This is a genomic window from Facivitalis istanbulensis (assembly GCF_040560405.1).
Classification (GTDB): domain Bacteria; phylum Pseudomonadota; class Alphaproteobacteria; order Sphingomonadales; family Sphingomonadaceae; genus Sphingomonas; species Sphingomonas istanbulensis.
The window spans coordinates 109409-129588 of sequence record NZ_JAVSCQ010000009.1 but is presented as its reverse complement, the minus strand read 5'-3'; the positions used below and the strand labels follow the sequence as shown (position 1 = coordinate 129588).

General features: G+C 66.8%; 19 protein-coding genes. 16 read left to right on the top strand and 3 right to left on the bottom strand.

What is annotated here, in order from left to right; genetic code table 11:
- Nucleotides 1-211 precede the first annotated feature (211 nt).
- Nucleotides 212-1744 (bottom strand): CpaF family protein, encoded by a 1533-nt coding sequence (locus RN629_RS08175; RefSeq protein ID WP_407034769.1) that lies wholly within the window; start codon nt 1742-1744, stop codon nt 212-214.
- Nucleotides 1745-1853: 109 nt separating this feature from the next.
- On the opposite strand from RN629_RS08175, the gene RN629_RS08170 reads away from it, so the two are divergent.
- Nucleotides 1854-3368 (top strand): S1C family serine protease, encoded by a 1515-nt coding sequence (locus RN629_RS08170; protein WP_407034768.1) that lies wholly within the window; start codon nt 1854-1856, stop codon nt 3366-3368.
- 90 nt (nt 3369-3458) lie between these two features.
- On the opposite strand, the gene RN629_RS08165 is transcribed toward RN629_RS08170, so the two are convergent.
- Nucleotides 3459-4379, bottom strand: a complete 921-nt coding sequence (locus RN629_RS08165) for a bifunctional transcriptional activator/DNA repair enzyme AdaA (RefSeq protein ID WP_407034767.1) — start codon at nt 4377-4379, stop codon at nt 3459-3461.
- 249 nt (nt 4380-4628) lie between these two features.
- On the opposite strand from RN629_RS08165, the gene RN629_RS08160 reads away from it, so the two are divergent.
- The 7 genes from RN629_RS08160 (at nt 4629) to RN629_RS08130 (ending at nt 10316) form a co-directional block, all read left to right on the top strand.
- Nucleotides 4629-5198 (top strand): F0F1 ATP synthase subunit delta, encoded by a 570-nt coding sequence (locus RN629_RS08160; protein WP_407034775.1) that lies wholly within the window; start codon nt 4629-4631, stop codon nt 5196-5198.
- Between the two features lie 6 nt (nt 5199-5204).
- Nucleotides 5205-6734, top strand: a complete 1530-nt coding sequence (gene atpA / locus RN629_RS08155) for a F0F1 ATP synthase subunit alpha (protein ID WP_407034766.1) — start codon at nt 5205-5207, stop codon at nt 6732-6734.
- Between the two features lie 3 nt (nt 6735-6737).
- Nucleotides 6738-7031 (top strand): putative quinol monooxygenase, encoded by a 294-nt coding sequence (locus RN629_RS08150; protein WP_407034765.1) that lies wholly within the window; start codon nt 6738-6740, stop codon nt 7029-7031.
- Between the two features lies 1 nt (nt 7032).
- Nucleotides 7033-7908, top strand: a complete 876-nt coding sequence (locus RN629_RS08145) for a F0F1 ATP synthase subunit gamma (RefSeq protein ID WP_407034764.1) — start codon at nt 7033-7035, stop codon at nt 7906-7908.
- Nucleotides 7908-8489, top strand: coding sequence for a hypothetical protein (locus tag RN629_RS08140; RefSeq protein WP_407034763.1), 582 nt, complete (start codon nt 7908-7910; stop codon nt 8487-8489). The genes RN629_RS08145 and RN629_RS08140 overlap by 1 nt, the downstream gene beginning before the upstream one ends.
- Entirely contained in the window at nt 8489-9961 is a 1473-nt protein-coding gene (gene atpD / locus RN629_RS08135) for a F0F1 ATP synthase subunit beta (RefSeq protein ID WP_407034762.1), read from the top strand. Before RN629_RS08140 ends, atpD begins: the two co-directional genes overlap by 1 nt.
- Nucleotides 9962-10064: 103 nt before the next feature.
- The gene (locus RN629_RS08130) at nt 10065-10316 is read left to right on the top strand and encodes an ATP synthase F1 subunit epsilon (protein WP_407034761.1); all 252 of its coding nucleotides are present in this window, start codon (nt 10065-10067) and stop codon (nt 10314-10316) included.
- Nucleotides 10317-10480: 164 nt separating this feature from the next.
- Here RN629_RS08130 and RN629_RS08125 read toward each other — a convergent pair whose 3' ends face one another.
- Nucleotides 10481-12652 (bottom strand): primosomal protein N', encoded by a 2172-nt coding sequence (locus RN629_RS08125; RefSeq protein ID WP_407034760.1) that lies wholly within the window; start codon nt 12650-12652, stop codon nt 10481-10483.
- Nucleotides 12653-13093: 441 nt separating this feature from the next.
- On the opposite strand from RN629_RS08125, the gene RN629_RS08120 reads away from it, so the two are divergent.
- From RN629_RS08120 to guaA, 8 genes are all read left to right on the top strand, one after another.
- Entirely contained in the window at nt 13094-13786 is a 693-nt protein-coding gene (locus tag RN629_RS08120) for a response regulator transcription factor (RefSeq protein ID WP_407034759.1), read from the top strand.
- A 23-nt stretch (nt 13787-13809) separates the two neighbouring features.
- On the top strand, nt 13810-15147 hold the full coding sequence (locus tag RN629_RS08115) for a sensor histidine kinase (protein WP_407034758.1): 1338 nt from the start codon (nt 13810-13812) through the stop codon (nt 15145-15147).
- 76 nt (nt 15148-15223) lie between these two features.
- Nucleotides 15224-15457 (top strand): hypothetical protein, encoded by a 234-nt coding sequence (locus tag RN629_RS08110; protein WP_407034774.1) that lies wholly within the window; start codon nt 15224-15226, stop codon nt 15455-15457.
- A gap of 157 nt (nt 15458-15614) precedes the next feature.
- Complete coding sequence (gene rpsM, locus RN629_RS08105; protein WP_407034757.1) at nt 15615-15983, top strand: 30S ribosomal protein S13; 369 nt, start codon at nt 15615-15617, stop codon at nt 15981-15983.
- A gap of 106 nt (nt 15984-16089) precedes the next feature.
- A complete protein-coding gene (rpsK, locus tag RN629_RS08100; RefSeq protein ID WP_007405180.1) occupies nt 16090-16479 on the top strand; it encodes a 30S ribosomal protein S11 in 390 nt (129 codons plus the stop codon).
- 88 nt (nt 16480-16567) lie between these two features.
- Complete coding sequence (locus RN629_RS08095; RefSeq protein WP_407034756.1) at nt 16568-17632, top strand: DNA-directed RNA polymerase subunit alpha; 1065 nt, start codon at nt 16568-16570, stop codon at nt 17630-17632.
- Nucleotides 17633-17879: 247 nt separating this feature from the next.
- A complete protein-coding gene (gene rplQ, locus RN629_RS08090) occupies nt 17880-18302 on the top strand; it encodes a 50S ribosomal protein L17 (protein ID WP_407034755.1) in 423 nt (140 codons plus the stop codon).
- Between the two features lie 212 nt (nt 18303-18514).
- The gene (gene guaA / locus RN629_RS08085) at nt 18515-20068 is read left to right on the top strand and encodes a glutamine-hydrolyzing GMP synthase (protein WP_407034754.1); all 1554 of its coding nucleotides are present in this window, start codon (nt 18515-18517) and stop codon (nt 20066-20068) included.
- The last annotated feature ends 112 nt before the right edge of the window (nt 20069-20180 follow it).

The following is a 20180-nucleotide window of genomic DNA, read 5'->3' as shown; positions in this document are numbered from 1 at the left end:
TCCGTTCAGGAGGTCCGACGCATCGCCAACAAGCTCGCTCAGCGCCGGATCGAGCCTGCCTACGTCATCGCCTGGTCATGCTGGAGACGAGCTCACCAAGCTGCAGCAAGAAGGGCTCACCTCAAAAATAGAATGCAACTGTAATATTAGGCTGCCCCATCGCCGGCCATGACCGGGCAGGGCGATGCGTCATGCGAACGCCTGCGCCGGCCTACAGGCAAACCTCCAGCAGCGCCTTGTCGAAACCGAACTGCTTGGCCTTGTCGAGCGTATAGGGGCGCAGGCCCGCCGAGCGGAATTCGCCGATGATCTTGCCGTCGGTGCCTTCGTCCAGATATTCGAAGTTGAACAGTTCCTGGGTGACGATCACCGGGCCTTCCATGCCGATCACCTCGGTGATGTTGGTCACGCGACGGCTGCCGTCGCGCAGGCGCTTGACCTGGATCACCAGGTCGACCGAGTCGGCGATCTGGCGGCTGATCGCGTCCTTGGGCACTTTGATGTCGGACATCATCACCATATTCTCCATACGCGCCAGCGCCTCGCGCGGGGAGTTGGAGTGGAGCGTGCACATCGACCCGTCATGGCCGGTATTCATCGCGGCCAGCATGTCGAAACACTCGGCGCCGCGAATTTCGCCCAGGATGATCCGGTCGGGGCGCATGCGCAGCGCGTTCTTGACGAGGTCGCGGATGCTGATCTCGCCCTGACCCTCCAGGTTGGCGGGTCGGGTTTCGAGCGGCAGCCAGTGCGGCTGTTGCAGGCGAAGCTCGGCCGCGTCCTCGATGGTCAGCACGCGCTCGCCCGGGTCGATCATCTTGGACAGCGCGTTGAGCATCGTCGTCTTGCCCGAGCCGGTACCGCCCGAAATGACGATGTTGAACCGGCTGGCCCCCGCGATCTTCAGCAGCGTCGCCATGTCCTGGCTCATCGATCCGCCCGCCGCCATCATGTCGAGCGTGATCGGCTTCGCGGAGAATTTGCGGATCGAGATGGCGGTGCCGCGCAAGGATAGCGGCGGCACGATCACGTTGACGCGGCTGCCGTCCTTCAGGCGGGCATCGGCCAGCGGCGTGGTCTGGTCGACGCGACGGCCGACCGAATTGACGATCCGCTGCGCGACCTGGAACAGATGCTCCTCGTCGCGGAAGCGGATGGGGGCGAGTTCCAGCCGGCCCTTGCGCTCGACATAGGTCTGTTCGGGGCCGTTGACCATGATGTCGGTGACATCGGCATCGGCGAGCAGTTCCTCGAGCGGACCCAGGCCCAGCAACTCGTCGACCAGCACCTTTTCGAGCGCGAACTGCTCGCGCCGGTTCAGCGTCAGCTTCAGTTCGGCCAGCACCTCGCCGATGATCGGGCGGAATTCCTCGGCCAGTTCGTCCTTGCCCAGCGTCGCGGCGGCTTCGGGGTCGACGCGTTCGAGCAGGCGGGGCAGCACCTGTTCCTTGATGCGGTGGATCGATGCCTCGAATCCCTCGCCGCGCGCGGGCGTCGCGTCGATCGAGGCGGCCTGGCGGTCGGCCAGCCGCTTCATCGCATCGGCGGCGGGGTTGGCCTCCCCCTCCGGCAGGGCGGCGAGCGACGGGATCGGCGTGCCGCCGGGCAGCGCGACCACGTCCTTTTCGAGCTTGTTTTCGGGACGGAGCGCGGGGCCGGACCCGTGCATCGGCCGAGCCACGCCAAAGGCCGGACGCCCTTGCGTTGTGCCCCCCGGGCCCTGACGACGACCGAACGCACTCATCCCATGATTCCCATAGCCATGCGCGGCATCGGTAATTGCCAAGATTTACCATATAGCTAATCGAACGCGGTTGCGGCGGCATCAAAGGGCGGGATAGAGCGCTGTTCCGATGGCGATCCGTGTCCTTCTTGCCCTGGTCCTGCTGGTCGCGGGGATCGTGCCGCACCCGGCGCGCGCCGACGATATCGGCGCGACCGCACGCGGGGTGGTGCGGGTCGTCACCATCGCGATGGTCGACGATCAGGTGGCGGGCTTTGGCCATGGCTCGGGCTTTGCCGTCGCGCCCAATCGCATCGTGACCAACGCGCATGTCGTCGAACTGGCCGAGCGCTATCCCGACAATGTGGTGGTCGGCGTCGTGCCGTCGGAGGGCAGCAAATCCTATCAGGGGCGGGTCATCGCCTATGATGCGCGGCGCGACCTGGCGCTGGTCGAGGTGACGGAGGCCAGGCTGCCGCCCGTCGCGTTGTTCACCGGCCCGGTGAGCGAGGGGGATCAGGTGGTCGCGCTGGGCTATCCCGGCAATGTCGATCTGGCGACGGCGCAGTCGGCGGCCGATTATATCCGGCCGCTGTCTCCCGTCCGGTCGCAGGGGGTCGCCTCGGGTCGCCGCACGCTGACCGGGATCGAGGTGCTGCTGCACACCGCCAGTATCGCGCGGGGCAATTCGGGCGGTCCCCTGCTCGACCCGTGCGGGCGGGTGATCGGGGTCAATTCGGCGCTCACCCGGGCGGACGATGGCGATTCGACCTTCGGCTTCGCGATCGCCGATACCGAGTTGATGGCGTTCCTGCGCGCCGCGAAACAGCCCTATACGGCGGTCGGCATGCCCTGTACCTCGATCGAGGAGCGGTTGCGCGAGGATAGCGCGGCCGATGCGCGCGCGATCGCCGATGCCGCCGCGGCCCGGCGCGAGGCGGCCAATGAGGCCGCGTTGCGGCGCGAGGAAGCCCTGAACGTCGCGCGCGGCGAGGCCGAACGCGCGCGGGAGAATGTGATGGCCATCGCCGCGCTGCTGCTGGTCGGCGGCGCGCTGGCGATCGGCGGGGCGGGGCTGCTCGAATCGCGGGGACGTCGGCGCCCCGCCATCTGGGTCGCGGCGGGGGGCGGTGCTGCGGTGATCGCGGCGATCGTGACCTTCCTGCTGCGCCCGTCGGCGGAGGTCAGCCTGCCGCGCGAGATGGCGGCGACGGGGCCGGTGACGCCGGTCGACGCCGCGCTGGGCCCGATGCTGTGCACGCTTCAGGCCGATCGCAGCCGCGCGACCATCTCTTCCACCGCCGAGACCCCGCTCGACTGGGGCGCGAAGGGATGTGCCGACGGCAGGACGCAGTTTCTGGAAGGCGCGAGCGGCTGGCAGCGCATCATCGTCCCCGATGACGAACAGACGGTGACGGTTGCGCGTTTCGACCCCGTGACGCGGACCTATACCCAGACGCGCTACCTGTTGCCCGCCGCGACGATGGACGCGATCCGCAAGCTGCATCAGCCGGATACGCCGAAGGCCTGCGTCAAGGGCGATGCGGGGCTGCAAAAGCTGGAAGGCGAGCAGGCAGCGATCCGCCAGCAGCTTCCGCCGCTGCCCAATGAGAAGCTGGTCTATAGCTGCCGCCCGGCCCGATGAGGCGATGAGATAGGGCCAGCCCATTTCTGTCGGGGATCGTTGCGCAACCCGCTGCGTCGTCCCGGCGAAGGCGAGGCTGGAGCCAGGCGGTCATGTGCGCAAGGTGCCACGATCCGCGCGCAATGCTCGGGACAGGGCTTCGATAAAGGCGGTGCGGCGTGCGGCGTCCGGCAGCGAGGCGTCCGCCGGACCGATCCGCGACAGCTGGTCGACGAGATGCTCCCGCGCCTGTGGCTCCGCCTCCCGGATCGTCGCGGCGGGGAAGCGGGCGGCCAGCATCGTGGCATCCTCGTCAAAGGCCAGCCGCGCCACGCCGCGCGGCGTCGTCGCGATCAGCAGCGGGCCCAGCGGGGTCTCGGCCATCGTCCAGTGAATGGCCGCGCCCGCGCCGCTGCGTCGCCACTGGCCGGGGAGCATCCCCAGCCGCTGGTCGCTTTCCGCATAGAATCGGCTGGGTCCGGCATAGCCCGCTTCATAGAGCGCGCGGGTCACGCTGGTCTCGCTCGCCAGGGCGTCGGCCGTGCGCGCCGCGCGGCGGGCGCGGGCATAGGCGGCGGGCGTCACGCCGGCCGCGCGCTTGAACAGCCGATGGAAATGATGCGGCGCATAGCCGACTCCGCTCGCCAGCGTGGCCAGGTCCGGGATCGCCTCTTCCGCGTCGATCCGTGCAATCGCGGTGGCCACCGCCTGTCGGTCGCGGGCGACCTGGTCGGGCAGACAGCGCAGGCAGGGGCGATAGCCCGCCCCGCGCGCGGCCGCAGGGTCGGGCAGGAACCGGATATTCTCCCGCCGGGGCCGCCGCGCGGGGCAACTGGGACGGCAATAGATGCCTGTCGTGTCGACCGCGACCACGAACCGCCCATCGGCGGCGCGGTCGCGACGGCAAAAGGCGTCCCATGCGCGCGCCTCCCACTCGTCCCTGTCGGCTTGGCTCCTGTCGGCTTGGCTCCTGTCGGCCTCGTCCTTGTCGGAGACGGGCCAGGGCGTGGTCGCGGGGGGTGAGGCGATCATGCCTTGTTCTCCTATGGATGCCTCGAAATCGGACGGGATCATAGCCGGTCGCGGAACCGGCTTCATCCCGTGACTTGCGCCCAAACCGCTGATGCTTTCGTCACCAACCTGTCACAAGATGTGCCACGCAGCTTGCATCCAAGGGTTCCCGATGCTAACCGCCCGCCAACCCATCGGAGGCGCGTTTTTCGCGCCCCGTTCCCCATGGGGCCAACCCGTTCGTTGTTCGAGGAATTCGCATCCGTGGAGATGTCCGGCGGTACTATAAGCGGCACAGGCGGCATCCAGGCGAGCCTGGATGGTCGTTATGCGCTCGCGCTGTTCGAAACGGCGGTCGACGGTCGTTCGATCGACACGATCGAGGCGAGCCTCGTCACCCTGCGCGACGCGCTGGCCGCCGACAAGGATCTGGTCGCGCTGACCAAGAGCCCGATCGTGGCGCGGGGGCAGGCCGTCAAGGCGATCCTGGCCGTCGCTGATACGCTGGGCCTGGACGGGGTGACCCGCAATTTCCTTGGCGTGCTCGCCGAGAATCGGCGTCTTTCGGCGCTGCCGCAGATCATCCGCGCCTATCGCCTGCTGGCCAGCCGCCATCGCGGCGAGGTCGCGGCCGAAGTGACGAGCGCCCACCCGCTGACTGAAGGACAGGTCGCAGAGCTGAAGCAGCAGCTGCGCACCCGTGTCGGCCGTGAGGTTTCGGTCGACCTGTCGGTCGATCCCGACCTGCTCGGCGGGCTTGTCGTCCGCATCGGTTCCCAGATGATCGATAGCTCGATCCGCACCCGTTTGAATGCGCTCGCCAGCGCGATGAAAGGCTGACGTTCCATGGATATCCGCGCCGCAGAAATCTCCAAGGTCATCAAGGACCAGATCGCCAATTTCGGCACCGAGGCCCAGGTCAGCGAGACCGGCCAGGTGCTGAGCGTCGGTGACGGCATCGCGCGCATCTACGGCCTCGACAATGTCCAGGCGGGCGAGATGGTCGAGTTCGCCAATGGCGTGCAGGGCATGGCCCTCAACCTCGAAGCCGATAATGTCGGCGTCGTGATCTTCGGTTCGGACGCCGAGATCAAGGAAGGCGATACCGTCAAGCGCACCGGCACCATCGTCGACGTGCCGGTCGGCAAGGGCCTGCTGGGCCGCGTCGTGGACGGTCTGGGCAACCCGATCGACGGCAAGGGCCCGATCGAGGCGGCCGAGCGTCGCCGCGTCGAAGTGAAGGCTCCGGGCATCATTCCGCGCAAGGGCGTGCATGAGCCGGTGCAGACCGGTCTCAAGGCGATCGACGCGCTCGTTCCCGTCGGCCGTGGCCAGCGCGAACTCATCATCGGCGATCGCCAGACCGGCAAGTCGGCCGTCGCGATCGACGCCTTCATCAACCAGAAGACGGTCAACGCCGGCACCGACGAGTCGAAGAAGCTCTATTGCATCTACGTCGCGGTGGGTCAGAAGCGCTCGACCGTCGCGCAGCTCGTTAAGACGCTGGAAGAGAATGGCGCGATGGAATATTCCATCGTCGTCGCCGCGACCGCGTCGGAGCCTGCCCCGCTTCAGTTCCTCGCGCCCTATACCGGCACCGCGATGGGCGAATATTTCCGCGACAATGCGATGCACGCGCTGATCGTGTTCGACGATCTGTCGAAGCAGGCCGTCGCCTATCGCCAGATGTCGCTGCTGCTGCGCCGTCCGCCGGGCCGTGAAGCCTATCCGGGCGACGTCTTCTATCTGCACAGCCGCCTGCTGGAGCGTGCGGCCAAGATGAACGACGCCAACGGCGCCGGTTCGCTGACCGCGCTGCCGATCATCGAGACCCAGGCAGGCGACGTGTCGGCCTACATTCCGACCAACGTGATCTCGATCACCGACGGCCAGATCTTCCTCGAAACCGACCTGTTCTTCGCGGGCATCCGCCCCGCCATCAACGTCGGCCTGTCGGTCAGCCGCGTCGGTTCCGCCGCGCAGACCAAGGCGATGAAGAAGGTGTCCGGCTCGATCAAGCTGGAGCTGGCCCAGTATCGCGAAATGGCCGCCTTCGCGCAGTTCGGCTCGGACCTCGACGCCTCGACGCAGAAGCTGCTCAACCGCGGTGCGCGCCTGACCGAACTGCTCAAGCAGCCGCAGTTCAGCCCGCTGCCCTTCGAGGAGCAGACCGCGTCGATCTTCGCAGGGACCAACGGCTATATCGACAATGTGCCGGTGGCGCAGGTCGTCCGCTACGAAGCGGCGATGCTGGCCTATCTGCGCGGCGAACATGCCGGTGTGCTGGCGATGATCCGCGACACCAAGGATCTGGGCGACGAGGCCAAGGGCAAGCTCAAGGCCGCGCTCGACCAGTTCGCGAAGATCTTCGCGTAACCGATGGCGCTGACCTATCTCGCGACGATCCGGTTGAAGCCGGAGCATTTCGGGGCGGCCTGTCAGGCCGTCGCCGGGATCGTCGCGAGGACCAGGATGGAGGCGGGGTGCGAGCGGTTCGATCCGCATCCCGCCGCCGACGGCAGCGCCATCCTGTACATTTACGAGCGGTGGGCCGACCGCGCGGCTTTTGAATTCCACCATGCGCAGCCCTACACGCGCGCGGTGTTCAAGAGCTACGAGGAATGGCTGGCAGGCCCGGTCGCGCTGACCGAGCTAGCGGACGGATTGGAATAGAATGGCTTCTCTCAAGGCCCTCAAACTCCGCATCGGCTCGGTGAAGTCGACGCAGAAGATCACCAAGGCGATGAAGATGGTCGCCGCCGCCAAGCTGCGCCGGGCGCAGGAGTCGGCGCAGAACGGCCGTCCCTATGCCGAGCGGCTGGAAACGGTGATGGCCGGTCTCGCCGCGCGCGTGGGCGGCATCGGCGCGTCGCCGCTGCTCGCGGGCACCGGCAAGGACGATGTCCAGCTGCTGGTCGTCGCCACCTCGGAGCGGGGCCTGGCGGGGGCGTTCAACACCAACATCGTCCGCGCCGCGCGCCGTAAGGCCGAAGAGCTGACCGCGCAGGGCAAGACGGTGAAATTCTACATCGCGGGCAAGAAGGGGCGCGTGCTGAAACGCTTCTTCCCCAACGCGATCCTCGCCGATCATGACATGAGCACGATCAAGGCGCCCAAGTTCGACGACGCGCGTACCATCGCTGACGATCTGATCGCCCGGTTCGGGCGCGGCGAGTTCGACGTGGCGCACCTGTTCTACTCCAAGTTCGTCTCGGCGCTCGTGCAGGATCCGGTCGCGCAGCAACTGATCCCCGTGCCGATGCCCGCCCCGACCAAGGCGGAGGCCTCGGTCGAGGCGGTCGCCGAGTTCGAGCCGGGCGAGGAAGAGATTCTCGACGCGCTGCTGCCGCGCAATGTCGCGGTGCAGATCTTCCGCGCGCTGCTGGAAAACCAGGCCGGTTTCTACGGTTCGCAGATGAACGCGATGGACAATGCGACGCGCAATGCGGGGGATATGATCCGCCGCCTGTCGATCCAGTATAATCGCACACGCCAGGCGGCGATCACGACCGAGCTGGTCGAGATCATCTCGGGCGCGGAGGCGCTCTGATGCGGACGGCGCTCCTTCTGGGGCTGACGGTCGTTCTGGCCGGATGCGGTCAGGCGTCCGACAAGCCGAAGGACGCTCCCAAGGCCACGTTCACGCCGTTCGTGAAGGGCGGTTGGGCGACCGTGCTGGCCGATGCGACCGAGACGGTCAGCCTGCTCGACCGGATGGGCTTTCGCATGAGCGGTTACGCGCCCGTCCAGGGCCCGTACCGCGCGGTCGCGCAGGCCACGCCGATGGCCGATCCGTCGGTGGCCCCGGTCAACATGGCCAACCTGATCGTCGAGGGCGACGCGAAGCGGCTGAACGAACTTCGCTTCTCGCTCGACATCGTCAATCTCGACACCAGCCCGTTCGCCAAGACCCAGTTCATCCGCTGGGTGACGAAGCCGATGGACCAGCTGGGTCTGGACGGCAAGGATGCGGTGTCCGCCGCCATCCAGACCGAAAGCGCCACCACCGGCCATCTGAACGGCGCCGATTTCCATGTTACCCGTGACAAGATCGACGGTGGCCGTCGTCTGGTCGTGACCTTTACCCGCCCCGAAGCTATGTCGGGCCCTGCAGAACCAAGGAAGCAATGATGGCAACCGCCGCTGAGGACATCCGGCCGACCACGGCCACCAACAATGTCGGCACGATCGCCCAGGTCATCGGCGCGGTCGTCGACGTGCACTTCCCCGAGAACCTGCCCGCGATCCTGTCGGCGCTGGAAACGGACAATAACGGCAACCGGCTGGTGCTCGAAGTCGCACAGCATCTGGGCGAGAACACCGTCCGCACGATCGCGATGGACACGACCGAGGGCCTGACCCGCGGCCAGAGCGTGACCGACACCGGCAGCCAGATCCGCGTGCCGGTCGGCCCCGCGACGCTGGGTCGCATCCTGAACGTCGTCGGCGAGCCGATCGACGAGCGTGGCCCGGTCGCCACCGATCTGCGCGCGCCGATCCACGCCAAGGCGCCCGAGTTCATCGAACAGTCGACCGAGAGCGCGATCCTCGTCACCGGCATCAAGGTCATCGACCTGCTCGCGCCTTATGCGAAGGGCGGCAAGATCGGCCTGTTCGGCGGCGCGGGCGTCGGCAAGACGGTTCTCATTCAGGAACTGATCAACAACATCGCCAAGGGCCATGGCGGCACGAGCGTGTTCGCGGGCGTCGGTGAGCGGACCCGCGAGGGCAACGACCTGTATCACGAATTCCTCGACGCGGGCGTCATCGCCAAGGACGCCGACGGGAACGCGATCAGCGAAGGGTCGAAGGTCGCGCTGGTTTACGGCCAGATGAACGAGCCGCCCGGGGCGCGTGCGCGCGTCGCCCTGTCGGGCCTGACCATCGCGGAATATTTCCGCGACCAGGAAGGCCAGGACGTGCTGTTCTTCGTCGACAACATCTTCCGCTTTACCCAGGCCGGCGCGGAAGTGTCGGCACTGCTGGGCCGTATTCCCTCGGCCGTGGGCTATCAGCCGACCCTGTCGACCGACATGGGCGCGCTGCAGGAGCGCATCACCTCGACCAACAAGGGGTCGATCACCTCGGTGCAGGCCGTATACGTGCCCGCCGACGACTTGACCGATCCGGCGCCGGCGACCTCGTTCGCGCACCTTGATGCGACGACCGTGCTCAACCGCGCCATCTCGGAGCTGGGCATCTATCCGGCGGTCGATCCGCTCGACTCGACCAGCCGCGTGCTCGAGCCGCGCATCGTCGGCCAGGAGCATTATGAGACGGCCCGTGCGGTCCAGTCGCTGCTCCAGCGCTACAAGGCGCTGCAGGACATCATCGCGATCCTGGGCATGGACGAGCTGTCCGAAGAGGACAAGCTGACCGTCCAGCGCGCCCGCAAGATCCAGCGCTTCCTGTCGCAGCCCTTCCACGTCGCGGAAGTCTTCACCGGCATCTCGGGCAAGTTCGTCCAGATCGAAGATACGATCCGCTCGTTCAAGGCGGTGGTCGATGGCGAGTACGACCATCTGCCGGAAGCGGCCTTCTACATGGTCGGCGGGATCGACGAAGCCGTCGCCAAGGCCGAAAAGCTGGCGCAGGACGCCTGATGATGATCCAGCCCCGCCGGTGACGGCGGGGTGATGGGGGGATGGTTCCGGCCGTCCCCTCTTTCCTCTCCCGCTACGGGAGAGCGATGCGAGATACTAGACCATGCTGCACTTCGAACTCGTCACGCCCGAAAAGCTCCTCCGCTCGGAGGAGGTGCATATGGTGGTCGTCCCCGGCACCGAGGGCGATTTCGGCGTGCTGGAGGGGCATGCGCCCTTCATGTCGACCATTCGCGATGGCGCGATCCGGGTCTACACGACCGAAAAGGGTGAGCCCGAATTGATCGAGATCCGCAGGGGCTTTGCCGAGGTTGGGCCGAAGGGCCTGACCGTGCTGGCGGAGCATGCGGGATAAGCCTTCCCGTCGGATAGGTTTCTTGAAATGGTCGCGGCGAAAGTCGCGGCCGTTTTTCTTTTGGGAGCCCGTCGCGCGTTTGCGGGCGGCCAAACGGGCCGATAGGAACGATCGGGGGCCATGTCGCTCCATGCCGCCGGCACGACCGCGTTGTTCGGTCCGATCTACAGGAAGTTGTACGGATCGACATCCACCGCGACACGCACCTTCGCGGACCATTCCACGCCGCCCAGCCACTCGCGGATCACGTCCTGCACCGCCAGCGCCCGGCGGGCATGGACCAGCAGTCGATAACGGTGCCGCCCTCGCAGCATGGCGAGTGGGGCGGGGGCGGGGCCGAAGACGTGCATCCCGTCGATCTTGGGCGCGGCGCGGGCAATGGCGTTGGCGGTGGATTGCGCCGCGGCCTGCTCCTCCGATGAGATGATGATCGCGGCGTAACGGCCGAACGGCGGGGCATCCGCATCCCGCCGTGCTTCGGTCTCGGCGGCATAAAAGGCCTCGGCATCGCCCGTGACCAGCGCCTGCATCACCTGTGCCTTGGGGCTGTGCGTCTGGATGAAGACGTGGCCGGGCTTGGCCCCGCGCCCCGCGCGCCCCGATACCTGCCGGATCTGCTGGAAGGTCCGCTCCGCCGCGCGCAGGTCGCCGCCCTCCAGCCCCAGATCGGCGTCGATCACGCCCACCAGCGTCAGGTTGGGGAAATGATAGCCCTTGGTGATGAGCTGCGTCCCGACGACGATGTCGATGTCGCCGGCTTCCATCCGCGCGACGAACTCGGCCGCCTTGGCGGGGGACCAGATGGTATCGGAGGTGACGACCGCGATCTTGGCCTCCGGGAACAGCGCGGTAGCCTCATCGGCGATCCGTTCGACACCGGGGCCGCAGGCGACCAGTGAATCCTCGCCGCCGCATTCGGGGCAGGCGCGCGGGGTGGGCATGACATGGCCGCAATGGTGGCAGGCCAGCCGTCGCGTCAGCCGATGTTCGACCATCCAGGCCGTGCAATTGGGGCATTGGAAGCGATGCCCGCAGGTCCGGCACAAGGTCAGCGGCGCATAACCGCGCCGGTTGAGATAGAGCAGCGACTGTTCGCGCTTTTCCAGCACTTCCCGCATCGCCGCGACCAGCTTGGGCGCGATCCAGCGACCGCGTTCGGGCGGGTTGTGGATCAGGTCGATCGCCTCGATCGTCGGCATCTGCGCCGGGCCGAAGCGGCCGGGCAGCTTGACCTCGGTATAGCGGCCCAGCGCCACCTGTTGCCGCGTCTCGATCGCGGGCGTGGCGGAGGCGAGGATGACCGGGCACGGCTCGAACTTGCCGCGCATCACCGCCACGTCGCGGGCATGGTAATGGACACCCTCTTCCTGCTTGAAGCTGGTCTCATGCGCTTCATCGATGACGATCAGGCCGAGATTGCGATAGGGCAGGAACAGGGCCGACCGCGCGCCGACCGTGACCAGCCCCTGGCCGCTGGCGATCGCGCGCCACGCGCGCCGTCGCTGGGACGAACGCAGGCCGGAATGCCAGGCCACCGGCTCGCAGCCGAATCGGTCGTGGAAGCGCTTGAGGAAGGGTTCGGTCAACGCGATTTCGGGGAGCAGGACCAGCACCTGCCGCCCTTCGGCAATCGCCTGGGCCACCGCCTCGAAATAGACCTCGGTCTTGCCCGACCCGGTGACGCCGTCGAGCAGCACCGGCTGAAAGGCGTGCGCCGTCACGCCCGCGACCAGCGTATCTGCCGCCGCGCGCTGATCGGCGGACAAGATGGGGCGGTGGTGATCGGGATCGGGCAGCGGGAAGGGGCTGTCGATATCGACCTCCACCCCCTCGATCGCGCCGTTCTTGACCAGCCCCCTTATCACCGCATCGGAGACATCGGCCATGGTCGCCAACTCCCGGATCAGGCCCTGCCGGTCGCCGATCCGCTCCAGCGCCTGGGCGCGTTGCGGCGTCAGGCGGTCGGGGACATGGCCGGTGACGCGATATTCGGTGACGGTCCGCGCGCCCTCCAGCGCGGAGGTGGACGACAGCGCCATCCGCATTACCGCGGCGGGGGGCGCGAGATAATAGTCGGCGGTCCATTCGATCAGCCGTCGCAGCGGCGCCGGAAGCGGCGGGGCATCCACCACGCCCAGCAGCGGCCGGAGCCGATTGTCGCCGACCTCGGCGTCCGCGGGCATGCGTTCGGCCTCCCATACCACGCCCAGCAACTGGCGGGGGCCGAGTGGCGCGATGACGATCGACCCGGGTTCGACCGTCATGCCATGCGGCACGCGGTAATCGAGGGGCCCGAGCGCGGAGTTCAGGACAAGGACGCGGGCGCGCGAAGACATGGGACCGCTATATGGGGCACGGGACCGGGGAGGGAAGGGCCGTGCTGTCTCTTCGGCCGCGATGATCCGTTGCCGGATGCCGGACGGACATATGATGCTCGGGCGGTCCAGCGGGGGGATTCCCAGGCTATCCGCCCGCGCGCGCGACGAAAAGATGACGAATTATTCATCGCTTGGTCACGGCATGTTAGCCCCCCGGACTGTAGCCATGGGCACAGAGTTCAAGAAGCTCGGCGCCCGACACTCCCGGGGGTGCCGTCGGGGCCGGCGGAAACACTGCTTTCCGCCGGCCTTTCCCTGCCCGGACCGTGGATCGGGCGGGCGACATGGCCTGGACGGGAGCGCCCATGGTGCCGATCGGCCTGGACCGACCCGGATGGATCGCACGGATCGACGCCCTGGATGGACAGGGGGCCGGCCGATGCCGGAACAGAGGTGCCGATGAGCCGTAAAATCCTGATCGTCGAGGATGATGCCTCCACCGCCGCCTATGTGGCCAAGGGGCTGGGCGAGGCGGGCTATGCCGTCGAACAATGCGGTGACGGCCGCGACGGACTGTTCCTGGCCAGCGAGGGGATTTTCGATCTCATCATCGCCGATCGCATGTTGCCGCGGCTCGACGGGCTGGCGATGGTCAGCGCGATCCGGGCGGCGGGAATCGCGACGCCGGTCCTGATCCTGTCGGCGCTGGCCACGGTGGACGACCGCGTCGACGGGTTGAAGGCCGGGGCGGACGATTATCTGTGCAAGCCCTTCTCCTTTGCCGAATTGTCGGCGCGGATCGAGGCGCTGGTCCGCCGCTCCGACCGGGCGGCGACCGAGCCGACGCGGACCAAATTGCAGGTCGGCGATCTGGAGATCGACCTGCTGGCGCGCACCGTCACCCGCGCGGGCAAGCTGATCCCGGTCGGCGCGCGCGAGTTCAACCTCCTGGAATTCCTCGCCCGCCATGCGGGACAGGTCGTCACCCGCACGATGATGCTGGAGAAGATCTGGAACTATCATTTCGATCCTGGCTCGAACGTCGTCGACGTGCATATCGGCCGGTTGCGGCGCAAGCTGGAGGAAGGGTTTGGCAGCCCCATTCTGCACACGGTGCGCGGCGCGGGATATCGGCTGGCCATCGAGGGGTGAGGGGGCGACCCGGACTGGCGCGATTGACGATTTCGGCGCGGATCGCGCTGTTGTCGATCATGCTGGCGCTGATATCCAATCTCGTGCTGGTCGGCTTCATCTGGAAGCAGACCAGTGCCGATGCAATAACGGCCCTCCACCGGGAGATCGTCGAGCAGGCCGAGGCGCTGCGCGCGGTCTGGCGCACGGGCGCGCTGCCCGCGCTGGCCGACGCGATCACCGACGCGCGCGAGCCCGGCGACGTCACCCTGGTCCTCGCCATCTTCGACGCGCATGGGCGGCGGATCGCGGGCTATGCCCCCGGCCATCTGGTGGTGCCGATGGTCGATACACCCTTTCGCATCGGCGTGCTGGGGCATGACGGCCGCTGGGCCTCGCGCGAGGCAGGCTATACGCTGCATCCCATCGGCACGGACTGGCTGCTGGTCGGGCGGCCGCTCGACCTGATCGAGGCGCAGCAGGTCGCGATCGAACGCGCCCTCGCGCTGGCGGTGGCGCTGTCGCTGATGCTGGGGGTCGGCACCGGGCTGGTGCTGGCGCGCTATGTCGGCGGGCGGCTCAACACGATCGTGGCGGTGATGGACGCGGCGGGCGAGGGCGACCTGTCGCGACGCGTGGCGCTGGTGCGCGCGGGGGATGGCGATGCCTTTGACCGGCTGGCGGCGCGGTTGAACGCGATGCTGGGCAAGATCGAGCAGTTGATGGTCGAACTGCGCGTCGTCACCGACAGTCTGGCGCATGACCTGCGCTCGCCGCTGGCGCGGTTGCGGACCAAGACCGAACATGCCGTGCTGATCGCCGATCCGGCGCAGCGCGAGGCGGCGCTGGGTGGCCTGCTGGTCGAAACCGATCTCGTCATGCGGATGCTGACCATGGTGATCGAGATCAGCCGGTCGGAATCGGTGACGCGCGACCGCTTCACCCCCGTCGCGCCCGCCGATCTGGTCGAGGAGATCGGCGAGCTTTATGCGCCGGTCGCGGAAGATGGCGGGTTGCGTTTCGTCGTTCGGATCGAGGACCGGCCCGCGCCCATTCCCCTCCACCGCGAATTGATGAGCCAGGCCCTGTCCAACCTGATCGACAATGCGCTGAAGCATGGCGCGTCGGGCGGTGAACTGACCCTGCGGCTCAGGGTGCGGGCCGATGGCATCGCGTTCCAGGTCGAGGATCGTGGCCCGGGCATCGCCGAATCCGACCGGGCGCAGGCGCTCAAGCGGTTCGGGCGGCTCGATACCGCGCGCACCACGCCCGGCGCGGGGCTGGGCATGGCGCTGATCGAGGCGGTGGCGCGGCTGCATGGCGGGCGGTTCGAACTGGCGGATAACGTGCCGGGGCTGGTCGCGCGGCTGGTCCTGCCCTGACCGGCGGGATGACGCGCCCGGATGCGGCGACGAAGGCAAGGCTTGCCGTTCTGGCCCGCGGCTTTAGACCGTGGCTATGGATTCCCTGTCGCTCTTCGGCCTGATCGCCGTGTCGTTCACCCTGGTCTGCTATGCGCTGGAAGCGGGATCGCACTGGTGGACCTTTGGTTTCGTCCTGGGGTGCCTGGCGGGATCGGTCTATGGCTTTTTGCAGGGCGCATGGCCGTTCGGCGTGGTCGAGCTGGTCTGGGCCGTGGTGTCGTTCCGCCGCTGGCTGAATCTGCGAAAGAATCAGGGGTCTGTCGCTTGACAGTGGGCTGCGCGCGGCCTAACTGCCCATCCTTCCAACACTCCTGTTTCGGCGCCGTGCTGCTTGCGCGCGCCGTGATCGTGCGTGGTGGAGCAATCGCGTTGAGATGAAGCGTGTGCGGCCATGCCACGCCTCGTGGAGCTAGGAGAAATAATTCATGGCACGTATCGCGGGTGTCAACATCCCGACCAACAAGCGCGTGATCATCGCGCTGACCTATATCCACGGCATCGGTCCGGCCAAGGCGAAGGAAATCGCCACCAAGCTGAACATCGCCGCGGATCGTCGCGTCCAGGACCTGACGGACCAGGAAGTCCTGCAGATCCGTGAGACCATCGACGCCGATCACACGGTGGAAGGCGATCTTCGTCGCGAGACCGCGATGAACATCAAGCGCCTGATGGATCTGGCCTGCTATCGCGGCCTGCGTCACCGCAAGGGCCTGCCGGTCCGCGGCCAGCGCACGCACACCAATGCGCGCACCCGCAAGGGCAAGGCGAAGCCGATCGCGGGCAAGAAGAAGTAAGATTTTCGTCCGGGGGGCGATAATCACTTCTTCTCCGCCGGAGGGCGGCGCGAGGCAGGCTGCTTCCCGCTCTCCGTATCAGAGATACAGGTCAGGATAGAATTCAATGGCACGTGAACCGCAGCGCATTCGCCGTCGCGAGCGCAAGAACATCACCGCCGGCGTCGCCCATGTGAACGCCAGCTTCAACAACACCATGATCACCATCACCGACGCGCAGGGCAATGCCATTTCGTGGTCGTCGGCGGGCATGATGGGCTTCAAGGGTTCGCGCAAGTCGACCCCTTACGCGGCCCAGGTCGCCGCCGAGGACGCGGGCAAGAAGGCCGCCGAGCATGGCGTCCGTACCCTGGAAGTCGAAGTGAAGGGCCCGGGTTCGGGCCGCGAGTCGGCGCTCCGCGCGCTGCAGGCGGTCGGTTTCCAGATCACCTCGATCCGTGACGTGACCTCGATCCCGCATAACGGCGTGCGGCCTTCCAAGCGTCGCCGCGTCTGATGCTTCCCATGGCCGGCTGACGAGTCGGCCATGTCTATCTCCACGGCTGGAACTGTCCCCGTTCCGGCCCATAACTCAGGGGAACCACGTGTCTGTCAACGCAAAGAACTGGCAGGAACTGAAGAAGCCCAACGCGCTCGAGAAAAAGGGCGGCGATGGCAAGCGCAAGGCAACCTTTGTTGCCGAACCGTTGGAGCGTGGCTTCGGCCTGACGCTGGGCAATGCGCTGCGGCGCGTGCTTCTGTCGTCGCTCCAGGGCGCGGCGGTGACCTCGATCAAGATCGAAAACGTGCTGCACGAATTCTCGTCGCTGGCCGGTGTGCGTGAAGACGTCACCGACATCGTCCTGAACGTCAAGCAGCTCGCCATCCGCATGCAGGGCGAAGGCCCGAAGCGGCTTCAGCTCTCGGCGACCGGCCCCGCCACCGTCAAGGCCGGTGACATCGCCGTGTCGGGCGACATCGAGGTCATGAACAAGGACCTGGTGATCTGCCATCTCGATGAAGGCGCGACGCTCAACATGGAGCTGACCGCGGACATCGGGAAGGGTTATGTCCCCGCGGCCTCGAACCGTCCGGCGGATGCGCCGATCGGCCTGATCCCGGTCGACGCGCTCTACTCGCCGGTGCGCCAGGTGTCGTACAAGGTCGACCCGACCCGCGTCGGTCAGGACCTGGACTATGACAAGCTGACGCTCTCGATCGAGACCGACGGCACCGTCACCCCGGAAGACGCCGTGGCCTATGCCGCGCGCATCCTTCAGGACCAGCTGGCGCTGTTCGTCCACTTCGACGACTCGGCGCTCACCCGCGCCGCGCCGGTCGGCCAGGCAGCGGTTCCCGCCGCCGGTGGCGAGCCGCAGAGCGACGCGCAGCAGATCAACCGTTACCTTCTCAAGAAGGTCGACGAGCTGGAGCTGTCGGTGCGTTCGGCGAACTGCCTCAAGAACGACAACATCATCTATATCGGCGATCTGGTCGGCAAGACCGAAGCCGAGATGCTGCGCACCCCGAATTTCGGTCGCAAGTCGCTGAACGAGATCAAGGAAGTGCTGTCGTCGATGGGGCTGCGCCTGGGCATGGAAATCCCCGGCTGGCCGCCCGAGAATATCGAGGAAATGGCCAAGAAGCTGGAACAGGAGATCATGGGCTGAGCCGCACGCGGATAGCGATGCTATCCGCGCGACGGCGAAGGCCCGGCCGGCGGGTCGCCCTCGGGCGACCCGTTCGACGTCAGGATCGCGGCGTCGCCGTGATCCGGCCCGGCCGATTTTCCAGCTTTGCTGCCCCGCTCCCCGGGCGAACCGGCGAGCGACAAGACAGGCGACGGTGACGGCCTTTAACGGTCACCAGCTCTGGGGTTTCCGTGACACGGCCCCTTAACGAACGAAGGAACTACCCATGCGTCATCGCGTCGGCGGCCGTAAGCTGCAGCGTACCTCGGCTCATCGTATCGCGCTCTTCCGCAACATGGCGGCCGCGCTGATCAAGCACGAGCAGATCACCACCACCGTCGCCAAGGCGAAGGAACTGCGTCCCTATGTCGAAAAGCTGGTGACGCTGGCCAAGAAGGGTGGTCTCTCGAACCGCCGTCTGGCCCATGCCCGCCTGCTCGACGACGCACAGCTGGTGAAGCTGTTCGAAGTCCTGGCGACCCGCTATGCGGACCGTAACGGTGGCTATACCCGCATCATCAAGGCCGGCATCCGCGCGTCGGACGCCTCGCCGATGGCGATCATCGAGTTCGTCGACCGTGACGTCTCGGCGAAGGGCCAGGATTCGGGTCCGGTCATGACCGAGGAAGATTTCGACGAAGCCGCGTAAGTCACGCGTCTTTCGAGACACCTTCGAGAGGGGGCCGTGCCAGCGATGGCGCGGCCCTTTTTCGTTGGGCTATCCGGGGGTGGCGGCCCGGGATGGGGCAGGGCCTTCCGGGGCCCGGTCGATGGGCAAGCCATCCGAAGGGCGATCGCCGACGCGATTCAATCGCTTCCGCGCCGGTAGCATTTTCCGGAAGACATCGCTATCGGACCGCCATGGAGCATCCTGACAGCATCCTCATCGTCGATTTCGGCAGCCAGGTCACCCAGCTTATCGCGCGCCGTGTGCGCGAGGCGGGGGTCTATAGCGAGGTCGTTCCCTTTCAATCGGCCGAAGCGGCGTTCGCGCGGATCAAGCCGGCCGCCGTCATCCTGTCCGGCGGTCCGGCCTCGGTGGTCGACCAGGATAGCCCGCGCATTCCGCAGGCGATCCTCGATAGCGGCCTGCCGATGCTGGGCATCTGCTATGGCCAGCAGGCGCTGACCCAGCAGCTGGGCGGCAAGGTCGAAAAGGGCGACAGTGGCGAGTTTGGCGAGGCGTTCATCACGGTCGAGGGTGATTGCGCGCTGTTCGACGGTCTATGGGCGCAGGGCGACCGGCACCAGGTCTGGATGAGCCATGGCGACAAGGTCACCACGCTCGCCCCCGGCTTCAGGGTCGTCGCGACCAGCCCCGGCGCGCCCTATGCGGTGATCGCCAATGAGGAGCGGCGCATCTATGCGATGCAGTTCCACCCGGAGGTCGTGCACACGCCCGACGGCGCGAAGCTGATCGCCAATTTCGCGCGGCACGTCGTCGGCCTGTCGGGCGACTGGACGATGGCCGAATTCCGTGCGGCCAAGATCGCCGAGATCCGTGAACAGGTCGGTAGCGCCCGGGTGATCTGCGGCCTGTCGGGTGGCGTCGACTCGTCGGTCGCCGCGCTGTTGATCCACGAGGCGATCGGCGATCAGCTCACCTGCGTATTCGTCGATGGCGGCATCCTGCGCCAGGGCGAGGCGGACCAGGTCGTCAGCCTGTTCCGCGGCCATTACAACATCCCGCTCGTCCATGTGGACGCGCAGGAACTGTTCATGGGCGGCCTGGCCGGCGTTACCGACCCCGAGGCCAAGCGGAAGTTCATCGGCAAGACCTTTATCGACGTGTTCGAGGCGGAGGCCAGGAAGATCGGCGGCGCCGATTTCCTGGCGCAGGGCACGCTCTATCCCGACGTGATCGAGAGCGTCAGCTTCACCGGTGGCCCGTCGGTGACGATCAAGAGCCACCACAATGTCGGCGGCCTGCCCGAGCGGATGAACATGAAGCTCGTCGAGCCGCTCCGCGAGCTGTTCAAGGACGAGGTCCGCGCACTGGGCCGCGAACTGGGCCTGCCCGAGGTGTTCGTCGGCCGCCATCCCTTCCCGGGGCCGGGCCTTGCGATCCGCATCCCCGGCGAGGTGACGAAGGAGCGTTGCGACATCCTACGCAAGGCGGATGCCATCTATCTGGAGGAGATCCGCAAGGCGGGGCTGTACGACGCGATCTGGCAGGCTTTTGCGGTGCTGCTGCCGGTACGCTCGGTCGGCGTGATGGGCGATGGCCGCACCTATGACTCGGTGCTGGCGCTGCGCGCGGTCACCTCGGTCGACGGCATGACCGCGCAGGCATTCCACTTTCCGGGCGACTTCCTGGCCCGTGTGACGACCCGCATCATCAACGAGGTCAAGGGCATTAATCGCGTGGTCTACGACTATACGAGCAAGCCGCCCGGCACGATTGAGTGGGAATGATTCAGGCCCCTCCGAACACCGCCGATTTTACGCTCTGGTACGATCTAAGCTACTGAAAACAAAAATAAATTCATCCGATGCCTATCGCCATCTATCGGTGGGCATAGATGGC

What these genes read in the sequence shown, in the direction of transcription:
- RN629_RS08175 (WP_407034769.1), bottom strand. Translation starts at nt 1,744, where the DNA reads ATGAGTGCGTTCGGTCGTCGTCAGGGCCCGGGGGGCACAACGCAAGGG.
- RN629_RS08170 (WP_407034768.1), top strand. Translation starts at nt 1,854, where the DNA reads ATGGCGATCCGTGTCCTTCTTGCCCTGGTCCTGCTGGTCGCGGGGATC.
- RN629_RS08165 (WP_407034767.1), bottom strand. Translation starts at nt 4,379, where the DNA reads ATGATCGCCTCACCCCCCGCGACCACGCCCTGGCCCGTCTCCGACAAG.
- RN629_RS08160 (WP_407034775.1), top strand. Translation starts at nt 4,629, where the DNA reads ATGTCCGGCGGTACTATAAGCGGCACAGGCGGCATCCAGGCGAGCCTG.
- atpA (WP_407034766.1), top strand. Translation starts at nt 5,205, where the DNA reads ATGGATATCCGCGCCGCAGAAATCTCCAAGGTCATCAAGGACCAGATC.
- RN629_RS08150 (WP_407034765.1), top strand. Translation starts at nt 6,738, where the DNA reads ATGGCGCTGACCTATCTCGCGACGATCCGGTTGAAGCCGGAGCATTTC.
- RN629_RS08145 (WP_407034764.1), top strand. Translation starts at nt 7,033, where the DNA reads ATGGCTTCTCTCAAGGCCCTCAAACTCCGCATCGGCTCGGTGAAGTCG.
- RN629_RS08140 (WP_407034763.1), top strand. Translation starts at nt 7,908, where the DNA reads ATGCGGACGGCGCTCCTTCTGGGGCTGACGGTCGTTCTGGCCGGATGC.
- atpD (WP_407034762.1), top strand. Translation starts at nt 8,489, where the DNA reads ATGGCAACCGCCGCTGAGGACATCCGGCCGACCACGGCCACCAACAAT.
- RN629_RS08130 (WP_407034761.1), top strand. Translation starts at nt 10,065, where the DNA reads ATGCTGCACTTCGAACTCGTCACGCCCGAAAAGCTCCTCCGCTCGGAG.
- RN629_RS08125 (WP_407034760.1), bottom strand. Translation starts at nt 12,652, where the DNA reads ATGTCTTCGCGCGCCCGCGTCCTTGTCCTGAACTCCGCGCTCGGGCCC.
- RN629_RS08120 (WP_407034759.1), top strand. Translation starts at nt 13,094, where the DNA reads ATGAGCCGTAAAATCCTGATCGTCGAGGATGATGCCTCCACCGCCGCC.
- RN629_RS08110 (WP_407034774.1), top strand. Translation starts at nt 15,224, where the DNA reads ATGGATTCCCTGTCGCTCTTCGGCCTGATCGCCGTGTCGTTCACCCTG.
- rpsM (WP_407034757.1), top strand. Translation starts at nt 15,615, where the DNA reads ATGGCACGTATCGCGGGTGTCAACATCCCGACCAACAAGCGCGTGATC.
- rpsK (WP_007405180.1), top strand. Translation starts at nt 16,090, where the DNA reads ATGGCACGTGAACCGCAGCGCATTCGCCGTCGCGAGCGCAAGAACATC.
- rplQ (WP_407034755.1), top strand. Translation starts at nt 17,880, where the DNA reads ATGCGTCATCGCGTCGGCGGCCGTAAGCTGCAGCGTACCTCGGCTCAT.
- guaA (WP_407034754.1), top strand. Translation starts at nt 18,515, where the DNA reads ATGGAGCATCCTGACAGCATCCTCATCGTCGATTTCGGCAGCCAGGTC.